This is a genomic window from Pseudomonas frederiksbergensis (assembly GCF_017114915.1).
GTDB classification, from domain to species: Bacteria; Pseudomonadota; Gammaproteobacteria; order Pseudomonadales; family Pseudomonadaceae; genus Aquipseudomonas; species Aquipseudomonas frederiksbergensis_I.
Genome location: NZ_JAAUOE010000003.1, coordinates 90256 through 111007, shown reverse-complemented (window position 1 = coordinate 111007; position 20752 = coordinate 90256). Strand labels below are relative to the sequence as shown.

Here is a 20752-nt window from a genome sequence, read left to right as displayed (position 1 = left end):
TCATGTCCACATTGAACCAAGCCCATTGCGAAGCCTGCCGCGCCGACGCCCCTCAGGTCAGCGACGAAGAATTGCCGATCCTGATCAAGCAGATCCCGGACTGGAACATCGAAGTCCGCGACGGCGTGATGCAACTGGAAAAAGTTTTCCTGTTCAAGAACTTCAAGCACGCACTGGCGTTCACCAACGCCGTCGGTGAAATCTCCGAGGCCGAAGGTCACCACCCGGGCCTGCTGACCGAGTGGGGCAAAGTCACCGTGACCTGGTGGAGCCACTCCATCAAGGGCCTGCATCGCAACGACTTCATCATGGCCGCGCGCACTGACGAAGTGGCCAAAGATGCCGAGGGCCGCAAATAATGCATTTCGACGCCATCGGCCGAGTACCCGGCGATCCGATTCTCGGCCTGATGGAGGCCTATGCGCAGGACCCCAACCCGCGCAAATTCGACTTGGGCGTGGGGGTCTATAAAGACTCCCAGGGCCTGACGCCAATCCTTGAAGCGGTGAAGCTTGCCGAGCAGCGCCTGGTGGATCGCCAGGCCACCAAGACCTACATCGGCGGTCACGGCGATGCGGCGTTCGGCAAAGTCATCAACGAGTTGGTGCTGGGTACCGATTCGGCGCTGATCATCGAGCAACGGGCCGGCGCCACGCAAACACCGGGCGGCACCGGCGCGCTGCGCTTGAGCGCCGACTTCATTGCCCAGTGCCTGCCGGGCCGTGGCGTGTGGCTGAGCAATCCGACCTGGCCGATCCACGAAACCATTTTCGCGACGGCCGGGGTCAAGGTCAGTCACTACCCGTATGTGGGTAGCGATAACCGTCTCGATGTGGCAGCGATGCTGGCGGTGCTCAATCAAGCACCCAAGGGCGATGTGGTACTGCTGCACGCCTGCTGCCACAACCCGACCGGTTTCGACCTGTCCCATGACGATTGGCGTCGGGTGCTGGACGTGGTGCGCAGTCGTGATTTGCTGCCTCTGATCGACTTCGCCTATCAGGGCTTTGGCGACGGCCTGGAGCAGGATGCCTGGTCGACCCGGCTGTTCGCGGCCGAGTTGCCGGAAGTGCTGATCACCAGCTCCTGCTCGAAGAACTTCGGGCTGTACCGCGACCGCACCGGCGCGCTGATTGTCTGCGCAAAAACCGCCGACAAGCTGGTGGATATCCGCAGTCAACTGGCCAACATCGCCCGTAACCTGTGGTCGACACCACCGGATCATGGCGCCGCCGTGGTCGCGACCATTCTTGGCGATCCAGAGCTGAAAAGCCGCTGGGCCGACGAAGTGGAAACCATGCGTTTGCGCATCGCCCAATTGCGCAGCGGTCTGGTCGAAGCGCTTGAACCCCATGGCTTGCGCGAGCGGTTTGCGCACATTGGCGTGCAACGCGGGATGTTTTCCTACACCGGTTTGTCGCCGGAGCAGGTCAAACAGCTGCGCGAGCATCACAGCGTGTACATGGTCAGCTCTGGCCGGGCAAACGTCGCGGGGATCGATGCGACGCGGCTGAATCTGCTGGCAGAAGCCATCGCCGACGTCTGCAAGTAACCCCTCAAACACCTGCAAACTGATCGTTCCCACGCTCCGCGTGGGAATGCCTCATTGGACGCTCTGCGTCCGCTGTTGGGACGCGGAGCGTCCCGGGTTGCATTCCCACGCAGAGCGTGGGAACGATCATCAATCATCGTCTCCCCCCCCACTTACCGACCTGTCTAGACAATCCCATCCGTCGCAACATATGGATATAAAAGTCTATTTGTCATTTCTCCTGCTGTATCCTGCCCAGGCTTTTTTAAAAGCGCGGATCTACCAGATCTATCAACAGACTTAGCGAGGAGCGCGAACATGCACGAGATCCCTAATCTCCCCTTCCCAAGCCTGCACGAAACTGAGCAGACAACCACGCAACAAGCCGGTGCCCAACAGCCCGAGTCGAAAGAAGCACCTGAACGCCGTCAGGCCGACAGAGAAGACTGATACACCTGCAATGCCAGACCGTGTGGAAAGCGCTAACATGCGCTTTCCACACTGCCTGAACCGCGAGCCCGCACCATGAGCGATGATTTCACTGAAGCCCAGGCCAGCGTCCTGATCGGCACCGCCGAGAAGATGATCGACATCTGGAACCGTCTTTCCCCCGAGAAACAAGCCACCTTGCTGGCCCGCTTCGGCAGCGAAGAAAACGCCCTGGCCGCCCTGGTCACAACGCAACTGGTCGCCCCCGCAAAATCCTGATCCCCGCCGTCTGGCAAATAGTTTTACTTTTTCACGCCCCACGAGCGCCGCGCCGCTATCATAAGCAGCCTATCTATCCTGCTGCCCCGTGGACCTTTACCCATGTCAGAAACCCAGCGCCCCTTGGCGGTCACGCTGCAAGTCGTTTCCATCGTCCTGTTCACGTTCATCGGCTACCTCAATATCGGTATTCCCCTGGCCGTATTGCCGGGCTACGTCCACAGCGACCTCGGCTTTGGCGCGGTGATCGCCGGGCTGGTGATCAGCGTGCAATACCTGGCCACCCTGCTCAGCCGCCCTTACGCCGGGCGCATCATCGATAACAAGGGCAGCAAGCTGGCGGTGATGTATGGCCTCGCCGGCTGTGGTTTGAGCGGTGTGTTCATGCTGATTTCGGCCTGGACCCTAAGCCTGCCGACGTTAAGCCTGATCAGCCTGTTGATCGGCCGACTGGTGCTCGGCAGCGCGGAAAGTCTGGTGGGCTCAGGTTCGATCGGCTGGGGCATCGGCCGGGTCGGCGCGGCGAATACCGCCAAGGTCATCTCCTGGAACGGCATCGCCAGTTATGGCGCGTTGGCGGTCGGCGCACCGCTGGGGGTACTGCTGGTGAGTCAATTGGGGCTGTGGAGCATGGGCGTGAGCATCGTGCTGCTGGCCGTGCTGGGCGTGGCGCTGGCCTGGCCGAAAACGGCGGCACCGATTGTCGCCGGTGAACGTTTGCCGTTCATGCATGTGCTGGGGCGGGTGTTTCCTCATGGCTGCGGCCTGGCACTGGGTTCCATCGGCTTTGGCACCATCGCGACCTTCATCACCCTGTATTACGCCACCCGGCATTGGTCCAACGCGGTGTTGTGCCTGAGCCTGTTCGGCGCCTGTTTCATTGGCGCGCGATTGCTGTTCGGCAACCTGATCAACCGCCTCGGCGGCTTTCGTGTGGCAATTGCCTGCCTTTGTGTGGAAACCCTCGGACTGTTGCTGCTGTGGCTGGCGCCGGATGCCCATTGGGCACTGGCCGGTGCGGCGCTGAGCGGCTTCGGTTTCTCGCTGGTGTTCCCGGCGTTGGGCGTGGAAGCGGTCAACCTGGTGCCCGCCTCCAGCCGTGGCTCAGCAGTTGGGGCCTATTCGCTGTTTATCGATTTGTCGCTGGGAATTACCGGACCGCTGGCGGGTGCGATAGCGGCTGGATTCGGGTTTGCCTCGATCTTCCTGTTCGCCGCCCTCGCCGCTTTGAGCGGATTGATGCTGAGTGTTTATTTGTACCGACAGGCACCTAAGTATCGGGAAGAGCGTGAAGTGCGCTAGAAATCCACCTTGCCACGCCCGGCCTTGATGCTGCCGCGTTTGGTCTTGGATTCGAGCCGACGCTTTTTCGAACCCAGAGTCGGCTTGGTCGGACGGCGTTTCTTTTCCACTTTGGTGGCGCTGAGAATCAACTCGGTCAGACGCTCCAGCGCATCGGCACGGTTCTGCTCCTGCGTGCGGTATTGCTGGGCCTTGATGATCAACACCCCTTCGCTGGTGATGCGACTGTCGCGCAACGCCAGTAGCCGTTCCTTGTAAAACTCGGGCAAGGACGAGGCCGGAATATCGAAGCGCAGGTGCACGGCACTGGAGACCTTGTTGACGTTCTGCCCACCGGCGCCTTGGGCACGAATGGCCGTCAACTCGATCTCGGCATCCGGCAGATGCACGTTGTTGGAAATCACCAGCATGGAAAAAAGTCCGATATCAGGACCGCCAGAATACCTTGTAGGAGCGAGGCTTGCCCGCGAAGAACGATAACGCGGTTTGCCTGATAAACCGTGGCGTCTTCTTCGCGGGCAAGCCTCGCTCCTACAGGTTTCATGCAAATTCAACGTTTTTTATCGCCCACAAAAAACCCGGCACATGGCCGGGTTTGTTGTTTCTGCGTTTTGCACTTACTTGGCAGCGGAACCCGCAGCCTGCAACACCTGCTGCGCACTACGCTTGTTCTTGATGCCATAGCAAACCCACATGAACACAACCCACACAGGAATCGCATACACCGAAACCTGGATGCCCGGGATCAGCAGCATCACGCCGAGGATGAACACCACGAACGCCAGGCAGATGTAGTTGCCGTACGGATACCACAGGGCCTTGAACAGCGGCGTCTGCCGGGTCTTGTTCATGTGCTGGCGGAACTTGAAGTGCGAGAAGCTGATCATCGCCCAGTTGATCACCAGGGTCGCTACCACCAGCGACATCAACAGTTCCAGCGCATGTTGCGGAACCAGGTAGTTCAGCAGCACGGCGACCAGGGTCACGGCGGCTGACGCCAGGATCGAACGTACCGGCACGCCACGCTTGTCGATCTTCGACAAGGCTTTCGGCGCATCGCCCTGCTCGGCCATGCCCAGCAGCATGCGGCTGTTGCAGTAAGTACCACTGTTGTACACCGACAGCGCCGCGGTCAGGACCACGAAGTTGAGGATGTGCGCGGCGGTGTTGCTGCCGAGCATCGAGAACACCTGCACGAACGGGCTGCCGCTATAGGCATCGCCGGACGCGTTCAGCGTCGTCAGCAGGCTGTCCCAAGGGGTCAACGACAACAGGACCACCAGCGCACCGATGTAGAAAATCAGGATCCGGTAGATCACCTGGTTGATGGCTTTCGGGATCACGGTTTTCGGTTTGTCGGCTTCAGCGGCGGTGAAACCGAGCATTTCCAGGCCACCGAAGGAGAACATGATGATCGCCATGGCCATCACCAGACCGCTGACCCCATTCGGGAAGAAACCGCCATGGGACCACAGGTTGGTCACCGAGGCTTGCGGACCACCGTGGCCGCTGACCAGCAGGTAGCTGCCCAAGGCAATCATGCCAACGATCGCCACGACCTTGATGATCGCGAACCAGAACTCGGCCTCACCGAAGACTTTGACGTTGGCCAGGTTGATCGCATTGATCAGCACGAAGAACGCGGCGGCCGAAACCCAGGTCGGGATATCCGGTGCCCAGTAGTGGATGTATTTACCGACCGCGGTCAGCTCGGACATGCCCACCAGAATGTACAGAATCCAGCAGTTCCAGCCCGACAGGAAACCGGCAAAACCGCCCCAGTATTTGTGGGCGAAGTGGCTGAAGGAACCGGCTACGGGCTCTTCGACGATCATTTCACCCAGTTGGCGCATGATCATGAAGGCGATGAAGCCGCAAATGGCGTAGCCGAGAATCATCGACGGGCCGGCGGATTTCAGTACACCGGCCGAGCCGAGGAACAACCCGGTACCGATCGCGCCACCGAGGGCGATCAGTTGAATATGGCGATTTTTCAGGCCGCGTTTAAGCTCGCCTGAATGCGAGTTTTGTCCACTCATGAAAAAGGTCTCACGCAAGGTTTGATGATGTTCAGTAGACGTTGCTGCTCAATTGCGATTACAAGCAGCGCCGATCAAACCCCAGCGCAGGCACCAGGAGTTCAGCGTTTTTACGACAGTCATGCGTCACCTGTTTGTTTTTATCTGTGACGAAATCGAACCCGACACGCTCGTGACGCGACGGAGTGAACAAGGCCGATAGCCTTGAGGTTTGCGCTGTTACGCAGAGGGTCACAGTTAAAACGCGGCGCATTGTACACCTGTAACCCCCTGCTGCCAGACACCGCTGGATCAGCGTGTCGGTTGCCGGGATTGCCTGTGTCCGCCTCGAGGGTCTCGGGCGGCTGCAAAAATTGAGTCAGACCTTTGCAGGTCTTCGACGGGGGCAGCGGAAAAATCGCCCCACGATGAGAGATGGAGATGAGTCACGGCGTTCATTGCGCCTCCTTCTTGTTATGCACCTGCACGACAGGCATGGGGCGCATCTCACCCTTCATACGATTCTGAAACAAGCGCGCCAGAGCCCTTGGATAGCGTCATTACACCGGCAGACGGCAGGTTTTCCTTACAGCCTTTTCCTTAGCCACATTGCACGAGGTTTGAGCGCGCTTTTCGTAAGGTTTTATTTACAACGCGTAACATAAGTTTTCCAAATCAGATCCAAAGACATGCTGACTGTAAATTGACGATAGGAAGCTTCCTCATGAATTTTCCGACTTGGTTTTCTGTTTTTCATTAAGAAACTTGCTTTCGAAAAATGGAATAATTAGTTCAAATGAAAATTGTTTAATCATTTCTTTGCAAAAACCTGTGGACTAGGTTTTCAGCGACTAGCCGAGCCGCATCGCCCAGCTAGTTGACGCGCTTTTCGATGAATGAAAAACGCGCCGCTGCCCAACCTGCGTCCCGACGGCCCGGACTTTGTCCGCGCGCTGCAAGGCGTGATGGCGCAGAACTGGAAGAAGTCGCTGCTGTTCAAGGATTACGGCGATTACTTCTACGACACGTTCAGTGTCACCCCGCAGCGGATTGCCGGGTTGAACAGCCACTTGATCCAGCGCATGTCCCACGCCACCACTTTAAGTTTTAAAGATGATCATGGCTCGTGGTTCGAAACACCCTTGAGCAGTATCAAGAAGTGGACCGACATTAACGGCATCGGCAACTTCGATCTGGCGCCCGGCGAGATCGCCACCCATAGCGAGGCCATTAATGGCCGGGTCAAGTTTATGGGGACGTTCCTCGGCACCATTCCGTTTGCCCGCAAGTACGGCGTACTGGCTTCACCCCTGGAGTTATGGATCGAGCACTCGACCTTCAGCAAAATCGCCATCGATGTGCCGGGACTGGAACATGACTTCAACAAGTACCTGGACGCCAATCCGTCCAATCGGCGTATCGAGGAGTTGGGGATCGGTACCAACGAAGGCGTGAAAGACTTGTATGCGCGCAATGCCGGGTTCGAAGAACGCCATTGCGGCTTGCACCTGGGGTTGGGCGGAGGCGCCAAGGGCAGCCATCATCTGGACCTGATCTTCTCTGGCGGCGTGTTGGCGCTGGATGATGAGCCGGTGTTTGATGGGCGGTTTGTCTTCTGGCTGATCGTTCCCACGCTCCGCGTGGGAACGATCAGCCAAAACCAGGCACAAAAAAACGCCATCCCGAGGGATGGCGTTTTTCATGGGGCGCTTACCGATTACTCAGGCTTGCGACGACCGAAGCCCGGACGCTGGCCGGAACCGGCGGGTGCGCCGCGGCGTTTGCCCGAGGGCGCGTCACGGTCGACCAGCACGATGCCTGGGCGTTTCTTCGGCGCCGGCTTGGCCGGGCGCTTGGTGTCGGCCGGGCGGTCTGCCACGGGGGTGCCACGACCGGCAGGCGCACCGCGATCGCTACGACCACCTTCGCCACGCTCAGTACGACCGTTGGCCGGACGCGGCGCGCGTGGGCCGCGCTCGCCGTCCTGACGTGGCGCTGGCTTGCGGGCCGGGCGCTCGCCTTCGATCTGCGGCTCACGGTTCGGACGCGGGCCGGCAGCCGGGGCACCGGTAGCCGGACGCAGCGTACGCACACGTTCGGTCTTGGCCATCGGCCGCGACGACTTGCGCTGCATCCGCTCGAGCTTGTCCTTGCTCTTGGCATTCAACTGCGGCATGGCCACCGGGGTCAGGCCGACTTCGGCGCTGAGGACGTCGACTTCGTACTGGCTCATTTCGCGCCAGCGACCCATCGGCAGGTCGGAGTTCAGGAACACCGGACCGAAACGCACGCGCTTCAGGCGGCTGACCACCAGACCCTGAGATTCCCACAGACGACGAACTTCGCGGTTACGACCTTCCATGACCACGCAGTGGTACCAATGGTTGAAACCTTCGCCACCCGGCGCCTGCTGGATATCGGTGAAACGCGCCGGGCCGTCTTCGAGGACGACACCGGCCTTGAGACGCTCAATCATCTCGTCGTCGACTTCACCGCGCACCCGGACCGCGTATTCGCGGTCCATCTCGTAGGACGGGTGCATCAGGCGGTTGGCCAGCTCACCGTCGGTGGTGAACATCAGCAAACCGGTGGTGTTGATGTCCAGACGGCCGATGTTGATCCAGCGCCCTTCTTTGGGACGCGGCAGCTTGTCGAACACGGTTGGACGGCCTTCCGGGTCGTCACGGGTGCAGATTTCACCGTCGGGTTTGTTGTACATGATCACGCGGCGTACCGACTCGGCGGCTTCTTCGCGCTTGATCACCTTGCCATCGATGGTGATGGCGTCATGCAGATCGACACGCAGGCCGAGGGTGGCGTCTTTGCCGTTGACCTTGATGCGGCCATGGCTGATCCAGGCTTCTACGTCACGGCGCGAGCCGACGCCGATGCGGGCGAGAACTTTTTGCAGTTTTTCGCCTGCCGGGCCGATTTCCTGGTCGTCTTTCTGGTCGTTGATACTCATCTGGGCACCTCCCGGTGTGGTCTGTTCAGGCGTGGCCTGAAGATATGAAATCTGATCGTTTGACGAAGGGATCGCCAAAGGGTCGCGAATCATACGCTCATGACAGCGTTCGCGCATCAGAGACTAGCTGATCGACAGAAGGTTATTTGCTTTTCCGCCGACCGGTGGCGCCTTGGCGGGCTTCAATCTTCGAACTGACGGCGTTCGGCCTCAATCGCTTCTGCCAGGGCCTGGGCTTCGGCTTCTTCGTCGGTCAGCTCGGGCTCGGGTTTCGGCTGTTCGAGGGCGGCGACGGCGGCCAGCAGTTTCTCGCGAGCTTCGGCGACGCCCAGCACATCATCTTCCTGCTCTTGTTCGACAGTGGCTTGGGGCTCACCCAGAAGTTCAGCGTCGATTTCCGGCTCCGGCGGCTGTAAAACCTCTTCGGTCTCGGTCAACTCGCCATCGCGCAGCAAATCGTCGAAATCGGTCTTGAGCCCCTCCTCCATGGTGTCCAGCTCCAGCAACAGCGTGTGGAAACTGGTTTCTTCCTTGGGCTCTTCCGGCTCGGCGCTGGCATCCGCCAATGCTTGCAACCCGGCCGGCACCGGTGCGTCGTCGAATTCGAGCATCGGTTCGGGTTCCAGCTCGCGCAGCTCGGCCAGCGGCGGCAGGTCGTCGAGGTTCTTCAGGTTGAAGTGATCGAGAAACGCCTTGGTGGTGGCGAACATCGCCGGTTTGCCGGGCACGTCGCGGTAACCGACGATGCGGATCCACTCCCGCTCCAGCAGGGTTTTGACAATGTGGCTGTTGACCGCCACGCCGCGCACGTCTTCGATTTCGCCCCGGGTGATCGGCTGGCGATAGGCGATCAGGGCCATGGTTTCGAGCATGGCCCGCGAGTAACGCTGCGGCCGTTCTTCCCATAAACGTCCTACCCACGGCGCGAACTTTTCGCGGATCTGCAGGCGATACCCGGAGGCGACTTCCTTCAGCTCGAAAGCTCGGCCGTCGCAGGATTTGCCCAGAATCGTCAGCGCTTTCTTGAAAACCGCAGGTTCGGGCCGCTCGCCCTCTTCGAAGAGTTCGAACAGGCGCTCAAGCGATTGTGGTTTTCCCGAGGCCAACAGAAAGGCTTCAAGCAGTGGCGCCAGCTCGCGGGGTTCAGTCAGGTTCATGATTCAACTCGTTATTCGGCTCGGGCTCGCACGTGTATCGCCGCGAACGGTTCATTCTGCACCAGCTCGACCAAGGATTCCTTGACCAGTTCGAGGATCGCCATAAAGGTCACCACCACCCCCAGGCGCCCTTCTTCAGCGGTGAACAGCTCGACAAAAGGCACGAAACCACCGCCCTTGAGCCGTTCCAGCACATCACTCATGCGCTCGCGGGTGGACAAGGCCTCGCGGCTGACCTGGTGGCTTTCGAACATGTCGCCACGGCGCAAGACCTCAGCCATGGACATCAGCAATTCTTCCAGCCTCACGTCCGGCAGCAGCTTGCGCGCCCGGGCCTCCGGGGCGTCGAGCTTGGGCACCACCACGTCGCGACCGACCCGGCTCAGGCCATCGATGCCTTCGGCGGCGGCCTTAAAGCGTTCGTACTCCTGCAAGCGGCGGATCAGTTCGGCGCGGGGGTCTTCTTCTTCGTCTTCGATGGTTTCGGCCCGCGGCAGCAGCATCCGCGACTTGATCTCGGCCAGCATCGCAGCCATGACCAGGTACTCGGCGGCCAACTCCAGGCGCACCGACTGCATCAACTCGACATAGCCCATGTACTGCCGGGTGATTTCCGCCACCGGGATGTCGAGGATGTTGATGTTCTGTTTGCGGATCAGGTACAGCAGCAGGTCGAGCGGACCTTCGAAGGCCTCAAGAAAAACCTCGAGGGCATCCGGCGGGATGTACAGGTCCAGCGGCATTTCCATGACCGCCTGGCCATAGACCATGGCGAAAGGCAGTTCTTGCTGGGCCCCGGCCTGGCTGTCGACCGGTTCTGGTTCTACCGCAGACATCTACGCCTCGGCCATGAAGGGCGCAGGGTCGCCGCAACCGACACGGATGACTTGCGGCTCGCCGTCGGCGAGGTTGATCACAGTGGACGCCTTGATCCCGCCGAAACCGCCATCGATGATCAGGTCGACCTGATGCTCCAGCAATTGGCGCATTTCGTAGGGATCGGTCAACGGGTCGGTGTCGCCGGGCATGATCAGGGTCACGCTCATCAGCGGTTCGCCGAGTTCTTCCAGCAGCGCCAGGGCAATCGGATGACTCGGCACGCGCAGGCCGATGGTGCGTTTTTTCGGATGCAGCAACAGCCGCGGGACTTCGCGAGTGGCGTTGAGAATGAAGGTGTAAGGCCCCGGCAAGTGCGCCTTGAGCAGACGGAAAGTGCCGGTGTCGATTTTGGCGAACAGCCCCAACTGCGACAGGTCGCTGCAAATCAGCGCGAAGTTGTGCTTCTCATCCAGCTGACGCAGCCGGCGCACACGTTCCACGGCGTTCTTGTCGCCGATCTGGCAACCAATGGCGTAGGAAGAGTCTGTGGGATAAATCACCACCCCGCCGTTGCGGATGATCTCGACAGCCTGTTTGATCAGGCGCGCTTGCGGGTTTTCCGGATGAATCTGGAAAAATTGACTCACATTCTCTACCTGTTCAGACGGCGGTAATAATTGGGTCATGTTTGAACCGACACCACAGTGGTGGCAGATCCTCCGGAAGCGGGCGATATTCACCGATCTCGGACCAGCCTCCAGGGCCATGAAAATCACTGCCGGCGCTGACCAGCAGACCAAACTCACGGGCAAGAATTGCCAGGCTGCCCACTTGCTCGGCGGGCTGATGGCCATTGACCACTTCGATCGCGTGGCCCCCGGCTTGAATATAGTCAGAAATCAGGCGGCGACGCTTGCTGCGAGTGAAATCGTAGTGCCAGGGATGCGCCAGGCTGACCCAGGCACCCGCGGCGCGCAGGGTTTCGACGGTGTCTTCGAGGGTCGGCCAGTGTTGTTTGACGTCCCCCAGTTTGCCGGCCCCCAGCCATTTGCGGAACGCTTCGGCGCGATCCTTGACAAAACCTTCGCGCACCATCCAATCAGCGAAGTGCGGACGGGCCGGCGCGTTGCCGCTGTCGCCCAGTTCCTGCTGAATGGCCCGGGCACCGTCAAGCGCCCCCGGCATGCCTTTCAACGCCAACTTGCGGCTTATTTCTTCGGACCGTAACCAGCGGCCATCGTGCAATTTTGCGATAGCCTCGACCAATGGTGCGGCATTGACGTCGAAACCATAACCCAGCACATGAATAGTCGCCCCGCCCCAGGTGCAGGACAATTCGACGCCATTGACCAGCTGCATCCCCAGCGCCGTGGCGGCGCTCCGGGCCTCATCGAGGCCTTCAAGGGTGTCGTGATCGGTCAAGGCCAGGACTCGCACGCCTTTCTCGAACGCACGCTCAACCAGTGCCGCAGGCGCCAGGGCGCCATCGGAGGCCGTGCTATGGCAGTGCAAATCAACATTCACAGGACTGTGTCACCTCAAATCAGCTGACGCTATCGCGCGTCAATATGTTTGTTATTATGCCGCCACATCCTGCTTCTGGCTGCCACTGTGAAACAATTCATCGACTTCATCCCGCTTCTGCTGTTTTTCATCGTATTCAAAATCGATCCACGGGTCGTCGACATTGGCGGGCATCAACTGTCTGTCGGTGGTATTTACAGTGCCACCGCGATGCTGATCATCAGCTCCCTGGTGGTCTATGGCACGCTGTACATCAAGCAGCGCAAGCTGGAAAAGAGCCAGTGGCTGACCCTCATCGCCTGCCTGGTCTTCGGCAGCCTGACCCTGGCGTTCCACAGCGAGACCTTCCTGAAATGGAAAGCCCCGGTGGTCAACTGGCTGTTCGCCCTCGGGTTCATCGGCAGCCACTTCATCGGTGATCAACTGCTGATCAAACGCATCATGGGCCACGCGCTGACCCTGCCGGAGCCGGTCTGGACCCGCCTGAATATTGCCTGGATCGGTTTTTTCCTGTTTTGCGGCGCCGCCAACCTGTTCGTCGCGTTCACCTTCCAGAGCATCTGGGTGGACTTCAAGGTCTTCGGCAGCCTGGGCATGACTTTGCTGTTCCTGGTCGGCCAGGGCATCTACCTGTCCCGCCACTTGCATGACGCCGACACCACAACGCCAAAAACCGAGGACTGACATGCTTTACGCAATCATTGCCACAGACGTCGCCAACTCCCTGGAAGCCCGACTGGCCGCACGGCCTGCGCACCTTGAGCGTCTGCAAGTGCTCAAAGGCGAAGGTCGTATCGTACTGGCCGGCCCACACCCGGCGGTCGACAGCAATGACCCGGGCGCGGCGGGTTTCACCGGCAGCCTGATCGTCGCCGAATTCGACTCTCTGAGCGCCGCCCAGGCCTGGGCCGACGCCGACCCGTACATTGCCGCAGGCGTCTACGCCAATGTTTTGGTCAAACCGTTCAAGCAAGTCCTGCCGTAAAATCCTCCCGCGCGGTAAGCCTTGTCGGTTCATCGCGCGTTCAATCGCTCATTATTCTCGTTTACCGGCCGACAACCTGCCCAATACTCGTATTGGAATCAGGAGTTGCGATGCGCAAAGGTCCGTTGTGTCTGATGTTGGTGACGTTGTCGATCATGGCGCCCGCCCACGGTGAAGAAAGCGCCGAAGGCGGTAACTCGACGCCGCTGTCCTTGAGTGCCGGCAGCCAGATCACCGAGTTGCAGCAACGCTTGAAGGCAAGCGAACAGCAACGAGAAGAATTGAGCAAACAACTGCAAAATACCGATGCCGAACGCGAAGGCGCCCAGCTGAGCCGGTTGCGCCAGGAGAATCAGCGCCTGAAGCTGCAACTCAAGGAAGCCCTGGCCAGCCCGCTGCCGCGCCTGCTGACCGACCAGCAGCAATGGTTCGTCACCGGGGCCGGAGTAGCGCTATTGGCCCTGCTCTGCGGTATCTTCGCCAGTGGTGGACGTAGAACACGTCGGCAATGGCTAAATTGAGTGAGTCATGAGCGAGCTGTTACTAATTGATGATGACCAGGAGCTGTGTGAGCTCCTGAGCAGTTGGCTGAGCCAGGAAGGCTTTCAGGTCCGCGCCTGCCACGATGGCCAGAGCGCCCGTCGCGCGCTGGCCGAAACGTCTCCGGCGGCGGTGGTGCTGGACGTGATGCTGCCGGATGGCAGCGGCCTGGAACTGCTCAAGCAACTGCGCAGCGACCATCCGGATTTGCCGGTACTGATGCTGTCGGCCCGTGGCGAACCGCTGGACCGCATCCTCGGCCTGGAACTGGGCGCTGACGATTACCTGGCCAAGCCGTGCGACCCACGGGAACTGACCGCCCGCCTGCGCGCGGTATTACGCCGCAGTCATCCGACGGCCGTCTCCAGCCAGCTCGAACTGGGCGATTTATGCTTCAGCCCGGTGCGCGGCGTGGTCAGCATCGATGAACAGGAATTCACCCTCACCGTCTCTGAAAGCCGCCTGCTCGAAGCCCTGCTCAAGCAGCCCGGCGAACCGCTGGACAAACAGGAACTGGCGCAAATCGCCCTCGGTCGAAAACTGACCCTGTACGACCGCAGCCTGGACATGCACGTCAGCAACCTGCGCAAAAAAATCGGCCCGCATCCCGACGGCCGCCCGCGCATCGTGGCCCTGCGCAGTCGCGGTTACTACTACAGCCTCTGACAAGCACGACCTGCGATCCCCCTACCCAGACCGTAGTGGAATTGTCAGGAAGGTAGAAAACCGTCTTTACCCAAGCTTTACGCTCCGCTGACCGCCGTTGACCTTGATCTGCGTAATCTGCACACATCCGGAACGTACCGGGAACGAGACAAGGAGATACACCATGCGCAAGACTCTTATCGCTCTGATGTTTGCTGCCGCCCTGCCGACCGTTGCCATGGCCATGCCTGAAGGCACAGGCCCGATGGGTGATCACATGGACGGCTCACGCCACGGCGGTCAGATGCACGGCATGCACGGTAAAGGCCCTTACAGCCAGCTGGACCTGAGCCGCGAACAACGCGAGCAGATCCGCAAGATCATGGGCGAGCAGATGCACGAGCGTCAGCAACTGGTCGACAAGTACCTGGAAAAACTCTCGCCAGCCGACCAGAAAGCCCTGAAAGACGAGATGGAGGCCAAGCACAAGAAAGCCGAAGCCGACGTTCGCGCCCTGCTGAAACCGGATCAACAGAAGCAATTCGACGAGATCCAGAAGAAACAGGCTGAGCGTCGCGCCGAATGGGCCGAGTTCAAGGCCTGGAAAGCGCAGCAAGCGCAAAAAGCGCAGTAGGCGCAATAATGTTCTAGGTTCACGATCCAGCCCAACGGTTAATCGCCGTTGGGCTTTCTTTGTTCGAGGATTTTCTGTGCGCTCATTGTTCTGGCGTATCCTGGCCAGCTTTTGGCTGGCCATCGCTCTGGTTGCAGGGCTTTCCATTCTGCTGGGGCACATGCTCAACCAGGACGCGTGGATTCTCAGTCGCCACCCGGGCCTCAACACCCTGGCCGAACAGTGGACGCAAACCTACGAGAGCCAGGGCGAAGACGCTGCCCAGGACATTCTGGAGCAGCGCAAGCGCCAGTATCACATCGACGTTCAGGTGCTCAACGAGACGGGCGACCCGGTGGTGCGCGGCACCTTTCCTCGGCGTGCGGCTGCCTTCGAAGCCCGGCAGCAAAATGATGATCGACGCCTGCCATGGCGGCGCCTGACTGATGAATACACCAGCGCCAAGACCGGCGACACCTACCTGCTGATCTATCGCATTCCGCACCCGGAACTGGACGCCTGGCACCGCGAAAGCCTGCTCTGGCCGTTGAGTGCCCTGGGGATCGCCCTGGTGGTACTGACCTTGTTCAGCCTGCTGGTGACCTTTTCCATCACCCGACCGCTGAGCCGTTTACGCGGCGCGGTGCATGAGTTGGGACAAACGACGTATCAACAAAACAGCCTGGCGCAACTGGCCAACCGTCGCGATGAATTTGGCGTACTGGCCAACGACTTCAACCGCATGGGTGCGCGCCTGCAAAGCCTGATCGGCAGTCAGCGGCAATTGCTGCGCGATGTGTCCCACGAATTGCGCTCACCCTTGGCCCGCTTGCGCGTTGCGCTGGCGCTGGCCGAGCGGGCCAATCCTGAGCAACGAGAAAAACTCTGGCCGCGCCTGACCCGTGAGTGCGATCGACTGGAAGCGCTGATCAGCGAAATCCTGGTGCTGGCGCGGGTCGATGCCGACAACGCCAGTGCTGAAGAGGTGGATCTCAATGCGCTACTCAATACCCTGCAAAAAGATGCTCAGCTCGGTTCGCCAGAGCAGAACGTGCACCTTGAGGCCGAGCCGCAACTGAACCTCAGAGGCTGGCCGACCATGATCGAACGCGCCGTGGACAACCTGCTGCGCAATGCCCAGCGTTTTAACCCGATCGGGCAACCGATCGAAATGCAGGCATTGCGTCAGGGCGACAGGATTGTGGTCAGCGTGCGCGATCACGGCCCCGGCGTAGAGGTCGAGCACTTGAATCAACTGGGTGAACCCTTCTATCGGGCGCCGGGGCAGACAGCAGCCGGGCATGGCCTGGGGCTGGCCATTGCACGCCGTGCTGCGGAGCGCCATGGCGGCAGTCTGGTGCTGGCCAATCACCCGGGGGGCGGGTTTATTGCCAGCCTGGAATTGCCGTTGGTGCCGGGGGCTGTCGTCCAGCCGTAAATTCTGTGGTGATAGTGATCGTTCCCACGCTCTGCGTGGGAATGCAGCCCGTGACGCTCTGCGTCACAGCGGACGCAGAGCGTCCATTGAGGCGTTCCCACGCAGAGCGTGGGTACGATCCTTACTCGGCTGGCCAGGCGCTGACGAACTCGGCCAGATCAACCTTCTCCGCCACCCGCGGTTCTTTCTGCGGCGTACCGAGATAAAGGAACGCAATCACCTGTTCCCCTTCCGCCAGGCCCAAGCCTTTGGCCACATGCGCCGAATACGCCAGCTCACCGGTGCGCCACACTGCGCCAATGCCTTGCGCGTAGGCAGCCAGCAAAATTCCGTGAGCCGCACAGCCCGCCGCCAACAATTGTTCGGATTTGGGGTATTTGACGTGATCCTGCAAACGGGCAATCACCACCACCACCAGCGGTGCACGCAGCGGGCCGTTACGGGCCTTGTCCAGCACGGCTTCTGACACCTCGCTGTCTTGCAGCTTCGCGGCCTCGGCCAGCAACTCGCCCATTTGCTCGCGTGCCGCGCCTTCGACTGTCAGGAAGCGCCAAGGCTGCAAATGGCCGTGATCCGGCGCGCGCATCGCGGCGGCAAACAGCACTTCCCGTTGCTCGGCAGTAGGCGCCGGATCGAGCAGTCGTGGAACGGAAACACGGTTGAGCAAAGCGTCGAGAGCCTGCATCGGCCACCTCCTGTAGAAAATGTCCGCCTATTCTAGCGGTATCTACCGCAGGGCTGCCGGTTTACATGCCCTGCCCCACAGGTAGAATGGCGCCCTTCCCTATTTCAGCCCGAGCGGACTTCATGGCGTTGCCGACCTTACGGATCATTGGTTTCATCATCGGCATCTTCCTGATCACGCTGGCCATCTCCATGGTCGTGCCCATGGCCACCCTGGTGGTCTTCGAGCACACCAGCGACCTGCCATCGTTCCTCTGGGCCAGCATGATCACCTTTGTCGCCGGCCTGGCCCTGGTGATTCCGGGACGCCCCGAGCACATCCATCTGCGCCCGCGAGACATGTACCTGCTGACCGTCAGCAGCTGGCTGGTGGTGTGCATCTTCGCCGCGCTGCCATTTCTGCTGACCCAGAACATCAGCTACACCGACTCATTCTTTGAGAGCATGTCCGGCATCACCGCCACCGGTGCGACGGTGCTTACGGGCCTGGACACCATGTCTCCCGGCATCCTGATGTGGCGCTCATTGTTGCACTGGATCGGCGGGATCGGCTTTATCGGCATGGCGGTAGCGATTCTGCCACTGCTGCGCATCGGTGGCATGCGGCTGTTTCAGACCGAGTCGTCAGACCGTTCCGAAAAGGTCATGCCCCGTTCGCACATGGTGGCGCGTTTGATCGTTGCGTCCTACATCGGCATCACCATTGTCGGCAGCCTGGCGTTCTGGTGGGCCGGGATGAGCCTGTTCGACGCCATCAACCACGCGATGTCGGCGATCTCCACCGGTGGTTTCTCGACCTCCGACCAGTCTTTGGCCAAGTGGCCGGAGCCTGCGGTGCATTGGGTCGCGATCGTCATCATGATTCTCGGCGCCCTGCCGTTCACCCTGTATGTGGCGACCCTGCGTGGCAATCGGCGGGCACTGATCAAGGATGAGCAGGTTCAAGGTTTGCTCGGCATGTTGCTGGTGACCTGGCTGGTGCTCGGCACCTGGTATTGGTGGACCACTCAACTGCACTGGCTGGAGGCGTTGCGACATGTGGCGCTGAACGTGACCTCGGTGGTCACCACCACCGGTTTTGCACTGGGGGACTACAGCCTCTGGGGCAACTTCTCGCTGATGCTGTTTTTCTACTTGGGTTTTGTCGGCGGCTGCTCGGGTTCGACCGCGGGCGGGATCAAGATATTCCGCTTCCAGGTGGCCTATATTCTGCTCAAGGCCAACCTTAACCAGTTGATTCACCCGCGTGCGGTGATCAAGCAGAAATACAACGGACACCGTCTCGACGAAGAAATCGTGCGCTCGATTCTGACCTTTTCGTTCTTTTTCGCCATCACCATTTGCGTGATCGCACTGCTGTTGTCGTTGCTCGGGGTGGACTGGATGACAGCCCTTACCGGCGCGGCCAGCACGGTGTCCGGCGTCGGCCCGGGATTGGGCGAAACGATTGGTCCGGCGGGTAACTTCGCCAGCCTGCCGGATGCCGCAAAATGGATTCTCTCGTTCGGCATGCTGCTGGGCCGACTGGAGATCATTACGGTGTTTGTTCTGTGTATCCCGGCATTTTGGCGTCACTGACCGGATTGGGCGCTTCCACCAGCCGCGCCCGGTATTCGCCGGGGGTGGTGTCGAACCAGCGTCGGAAGGCGCGGAAGAAGTTGCTCGGATCGGCAAACCCCAACAGGTAGGCAATTTCCAGCAGCGTCATGCCCGGTCGCGCCAGGTATTGCTCAGCCAGTTCACGCCGCGTGTCATCCAGCAACGTCTGAAAACTCGTGCCCTCTTCCTGCAAGCGTCGCTGCAAGGTGCGTTGCGACAGGTGCAGCGCCTGCGCCACCGCATCGCGCTTGGGTTCGCCCTGGGGCAGCAAACGGCACAGCACCTGCCGTGCATTGTGGGTCACGCGACTCTCGGAAAACCGCGCCAGGTACTCACCGGCAAAGCGGTCGTGCAGCAGCGCCATGGCCTCGTTGGCGGTGGGCAACGGTGCCTCCAGGTCGGCGCGCTCGAAGATCAAGGCGTCATAGGGCGCGTTGAACATCATCGGGGCATGGAAGGCTTGCTTATAAGGTTCGAGATCGACGGGTTGGTCACCTTGCAGCAGCACTTTGCGCGGTTGCAGCGTGCGACCGGTCAGCCAGCCGCAGAGCGACAGGGCACAGGCCAGCGATGCTTCGGCGCTTTGTCGGGTCGGCGGCAGATGGTCGCCATGCACCGTCAGAACCAACGCGTAGCCTTCGTCCAGCAAGCGAAGACTCAGGTCGGCACTTTCGGCAATGATTCGCTGATAACGCACCAGACGCTGAAAGCCTTCGGCCAGGGTCTGGCTGGACATCAAGGCGTAACCGGCGACGTGCAAGGACGCCGGTCGCACCACCTTGCCCATGTTCAGGCCGATCGCCGGGTTGCCGGACAGCTCGACCGCGCGCTGCCAGAGCCGCGTCATGGAATCTTGCGGGAAGCGCGCATCCGGATCATCCAGTGCCGCATAGTCGAGCCCCAGCTGCTTGAACATAACCCGGCAATCCAGGCCGTCCATTTCCAGTGCTTTGACAATCCCCATCGCCCAGCTTGCAGAAGTCGTTCGTTCGCTCATGGCGTTTACTACGTGATGGCCGCATGCCACGACCCAATGCCGAAGGATACTAAAGTGGCGCCTATTGTCACTGGCTGATGCCTATGATCACTCTAGACTTAAATAGGCTACCCGCGGCACATCTTGTCGCCTGTTTAACAACCACAGAGATCGCGGTCGTGGAAAACATCAAGCGTTTCAACAGCTTCGCTGAGTTTTACCCGTACTACCTCAGCGAGCACCGCAACAGCATTTGCCGACGATTGCACTTTGTCGGTACCACGCTGGTTATTTTCATTCTGGCGCTGATCCTCGCCAAAGGCGCATGGTGGTGGTTGCTGGCGCTGCCGCTGGCCGGTTACAGCTTCGCATGGGTCGGGCATTTCTTCTTCGAGAAGAATCGTCCAGCAACCTTTGCGCATCCTGTTTACAGCCTGCTCGGCGATTTCGTCATGTACCGCGACATGATTGTGGGTCGCGTACCGTTCTAGGCTCCCTACACTCAAAACATTCCTTTTAATGAGAACAAGAGGCTAGCCGATGAATGCCCGCGCCCGCTTTTCCCACATGCAGGACGGCACGCTGGAAGACTGGGCGATCATCGCCGCAGACTTCAGCGCCTATGCCCGGCAATTGCCTACAAGGATCGTGGCGCATTTGAAGTTACTGGAGGGGGATTTCGGCGGTTTCCCGGTGGATCGTCTGACCCACTCCCTGCAAACCGCCAGCCGTGCCTGGCGCGATGGTCGCGACGAAGAGTACGTGGTCTGCGCTTTGCTCCATGACATCGGCGACACACTGGGCTCCTATAACCACCCGGACATCGCCGCGGCGATCCTCAGGCCATTCGTCAGTGCCGAGAACCTGTGGATGGTGGAGAAACACGGGATTTTCCAGGGCTATTACTTCTTCCATCACCTGGGCATGGATCGGCATTTGCGCGAGCAATTCAACGCTCATCCGCAGTATCAGGCGACCATCGAATTTTGCGCCCGCTACGATGCGGCGGCATTTGATCCGCAATACGACACGCTGCCGCTGAGCTTCTTCGAACCGATGATGGAGCGGTTGTTTGCGCAGCCGAAGAACTCGATCTACAAGGCGGCGATGGAAGAACAGGCGCCGGCCTGATGGATCGCAGGGGACCGCTGCGCGGTCCATCGCGGGCAAGCCCGCTCCCACAGGTTTTGCGGCGTTCAAAAAGTTGTGCACCACCACAATCCTGTGGGAGCGGGCTTGCCCGCGATG

23 protein-coding genes and 1 pseudogene are annotated in these 20752 nt (G+C 60.1%); 15 read left to right on the top strand and 9 right to left on the bottom strand.

Annotation, left to right across the window (positions count from 1 at the left end; translation table 11 throughout):
• Window positions 1-2: 2 nt before the first annotated feature.
• The 5 genes from HCU66_RS03470 (at window position 3) to HCU66_RS03455 (ending at window position 3541) form a co-directional block, all read left to right on the top strand.
• The gene (locus tag HCU66_RS03470; RefSeq protein ID WP_018929944.1) at window positions 3-359 is read left to right on the top strand and encodes a 4a-hydroxytetrahydrobiopterin dehydratase; all 357 of its coding nucleotides are present in this window, start codon (window positions 3-5) and stop codon (window positions 357-359) included.
• Window positions 359-1552, top strand: a complete 1194-nt coding sequence (locus tag HCU66_RS03465) for an amino acid aminotransferase (RefSeq protein ID WP_241015343.1) — start codon at window positions 359-361, stop codon at window positions 1550-1552. The genes HCU66_RS03470 and HCU66_RS03465 overlap by 1 nt, the downstream gene beginning before the upstream one ends.
• Window positions 1553-1849: 297 nt before the next feature.
• On the top strand, window positions 1850-1981 hold the full coding sequence (locus HCU66_RS27295; RefSeq protein WP_277397041.1) for a hypothetical protein: 132 nt from the start codon (window positions 1850-1852) through the stop codon (window positions 1979-1981).
• A gap of 75 nt (window positions 1982-2056) precedes the next feature.
• Window positions 2057-2239, top strand: a complete 183-nt coding sequence (locus tag HCU66_RS03460) for a hypothetical protein (protein WP_205887172.1) — start codon at window positions 2057-2059, stop codon at window positions 2237-2239.
• A gap of 102 nt (window positions 2240-2341) precedes the next feature.
• Window positions 2342-3541 carry an MFS transporter gene (locus HCU66_RS03455; protein WP_205887171.1) on the top strand — a complete coding sequence of 400 codons (1200 nt, stop codon included), beginning with the start codon at window positions 2342-2344 and terminating at the stop codon, window positions 3539-3541.
• Here the strand turns inward: HCU66_RS03455 and arfB are convergent.
• Window positions 3538-3951 carry an alternative ribosome rescue aminoacyl-tRNA hydrolase ArfB gene (gene arfB, locus HCU66_RS03450; protein WP_007938537.1) on the bottom strand — a complete coding sequence of 138 codons (414 nt, stop codon included), beginning with the start codon at window positions 3949-3951 and terminating at the stop codon, window positions 3538-3540. The genes HCU66_RS03455 and arfB overlap by 4 nt on opposite strands.
• A 207-nt stretch (window positions 3952-4158) precedes the next feature.
• Window positions 4159-5580, bottom strand: a complete 1422-nt coding sequence (locus HCU66_RS03445; RefSeq protein ID WP_205887170.1) for an amino acid permease — start codon at window positions 5578-5580, stop codon at window positions 4159-4161.
• An 881-nt stretch (window positions 5581-6461) separates the two neighbouring features.
• Here HCU66_RS03445 and HCU66_RS03440 point away from each other — a divergent pair.
• A pseudogene (locus HCU66_RS03440) lies at window positions 6462-7175 on the top strand (M29 family metallopeptidase); the annotation flags it as partial.
• Window positions 7176-7276: 101 nt separating this feature from the next.
• Here the strand turns inward: HCU66_RS03440 and rluB are convergent.
• The 5 genes from rluB to HCU66_RS03415 form a co-directional block, all read right to left on the bottom strand.
• Window positions 7277-8524 carry a 23S rRNA pseudouridine(2605) synthase RluB gene (gene rluB / locus HCU66_RS03435; RefSeq protein ID WP_205887169.1) on the bottom strand — a complete coding sequence of 416 codons (1248 nt, stop codon included), beginning with the start codon at window positions 8522-8524 and terminating at the stop codon, window positions 7277-7279.
• A gap of 182 nt (window positions 8525-8706) precedes the next feature.
• On the bottom strand, window positions 8707-9681 hold the full coding sequence (gene scpB, locus HCU66_RS03430) for an SMC-Scp complex subunit ScpB (protein ID WP_205887168.1): 975 nt from the start codon (window positions 9679-9681) through the stop codon (window positions 8707-8709).
• Window positions 9682-9692: 11 nt separating this feature from the next.
• Window positions 9693-10451, bottom strand: coding sequence for a segregation and condensation protein A (locus tag HCU66_RS03425; RefSeq protein ID WP_420908041.1), 759 nt, complete (start codon window positions 10449-10451; stop codon window positions 9693-9695).
• A gap of 66 nt (window positions 10452-10517) precedes the next feature.
• Window positions 10518-11147 carry an L-threonylcarbamoyladenylate synthase gene (locus tag HCU66_RS03420; RefSeq protein WP_205887166.1) on the bottom strand — a complete coding sequence of 210 codons (630 nt, stop codon included), beginning with the start codon at window positions 11145-11147 and terminating at the stop codon, window positions 10518-10520.
• 13 nt (window positions 11148-11160) lie between these two features.
• Window positions 11161-12024 (bottom strand): PHP domain-containing protein, encoded by an 864-nt coding sequence (locus HCU66_RS03415; RefSeq protein WP_205887165.1) that lies wholly within the window; start codon window positions 12022-12024, stop codon window positions 11161-11163.
• 87 nt (window positions 12025-12111) lie between these two features.
• On the opposite strand from HCU66_RS03415, the gene HCU66_RS03410 reads away from it, so the two are divergent.
• The 6 genes from HCU66_RS03410 to HCU66_RS03385 all read left to right on the top strand — a co-directional run bounded on the left by HCU66_RS03410 (window position 12112) and on the right by HCU66_RS03385 (window position 16245).
• Window positions 12112-12708 (top strand): septation protein A, encoded by a 597-nt coding sequence (locus tag HCU66_RS03410; RefSeq protein WP_205887164.1) that lies wholly within the window; start codon window positions 12112-12114, stop codon window positions 12706-12708.
• A 1-nt stretch (window position 12709) separates the two neighbouring features.
• A complete protein-coding gene (locus HCU66_RS03405; protein ID WP_007984134.1) occupies window positions 12710-13009 on the top strand; it encodes a YciI family protein in 300 nt (99 codons plus the stop codon).
• 110 nt (window positions 13010-13119) lie between these two features.
• On the top strand, window positions 13120-13530 hold the full coding sequence (locus tag HCU66_RS03400) for an SH3 domain-containing protein (protein WP_205887163.1): 411 nt from the start codon (window positions 13120-13122) through the stop codon (window positions 13528-13530).
• A 7-nt stretch (window positions 13531-13537) separates the two neighbouring features.
• Window positions 13538-14215, top strand: a complete 678-nt coding sequence (locus tag HCU66_RS03395; protein WP_008010984.1) for a response regulator transcription factor — start codon at window positions 13538-13540, stop codon at window positions 14213-14215.
• A gap of 163 nt (window positions 14216-14378) precedes the next feature.
• Complete coding sequence (locus HCU66_RS03390; RefSeq protein ID WP_019579533.1) at window positions 14379-14828, top strand: LTXXQ domain-containing protein; 450 nt, start codon at window positions 14379-14381, stop codon at window positions 14826-14828.
• Between the two features lie 76 nt (window positions 14829-14904).
• Entirely contained in the window at window positions 14905-16245 is a 1341-nt protein-coding gene (locus HCU66_RS03385; RefSeq protein ID WP_205887162.1) for an ATP-binding protein, read from the top strand.
• Window positions 16246-16366: 121 nt separating this feature from the next.
• Here HCU66_RS03385 and HCU66_RS03380 read toward each other — a convergent pair whose 3' ends face one another.
• Window positions 16367-16930: an NAD(P)H nitroreductase gene (locus tag HCU66_RS03380; RefSeq protein WP_205887161.1), complete on the bottom strand. Its 564-nt coding sequence runs from the start codon at window positions 16928-16930 to the stop codon at window positions 16367-16369.
• A 122-nt stretch (window positions 16931-17052) separates the two neighbouring features.
• Between HCU66_RS03380 and HCU66_RS03375 the strand changes: the two genes are divergently transcribed.
• Window positions 17053-18507, top strand: coding sequence for a TrkH family potassium uptake protein (locus HCU66_RS03375; RefSeq protein ID WP_205887160.1), 1455 nt, complete (start codon window positions 17053-17055; stop codon window positions 18505-18507).
• Here the strand turns inward: HCU66_RS03375 and HCU66_RS03370 are convergent.
• On the bottom strand, window positions 18464-19525 hold the full coding sequence (locus tag HCU66_RS03370; protein ID WP_205887159.1) for an AraC family transcriptional regulator: 1062 nt from the start codon (window positions 19523-19525) through the stop codon (window positions 18464-18466). The two genes, HCU66_RS03375 and HCU66_RS03370, sit on opposite strands and share 44 nt — an antisense overlap.
• 158 nt (window positions 19526-19683) lie before the next feature.
• Here HCU66_RS03370 and HCU66_RS03365 point away from each other — a divergent pair, with 158 nt between their 5' ends.
• Window positions 19684-19995 carry an Mpo1-like protein gene (locus HCU66_RS03365; protein ID WP_205887158.1) on the top strand — a complete coding sequence of 104 codons (312 nt, stop codon included), beginning with the start codon at window positions 19684-19686 and terminating at the stop codon, window positions 19993-19995.
• A 49-nt stretch (window positions 19996-20044) separates the two neighbouring features.
• Window positions 20045-20635 (top strand): HD domain-containing protein, encoded by a 591-nt coding sequence (locus tag HCU66_RS03360; RefSeq protein WP_205887157.1) that lies wholly within the window; start codon window positions 20045-20047, stop codon window positions 20633-20635.
• The last annotated feature ends 117 nt before the right edge of the window (window positions 20636-20752 follow it).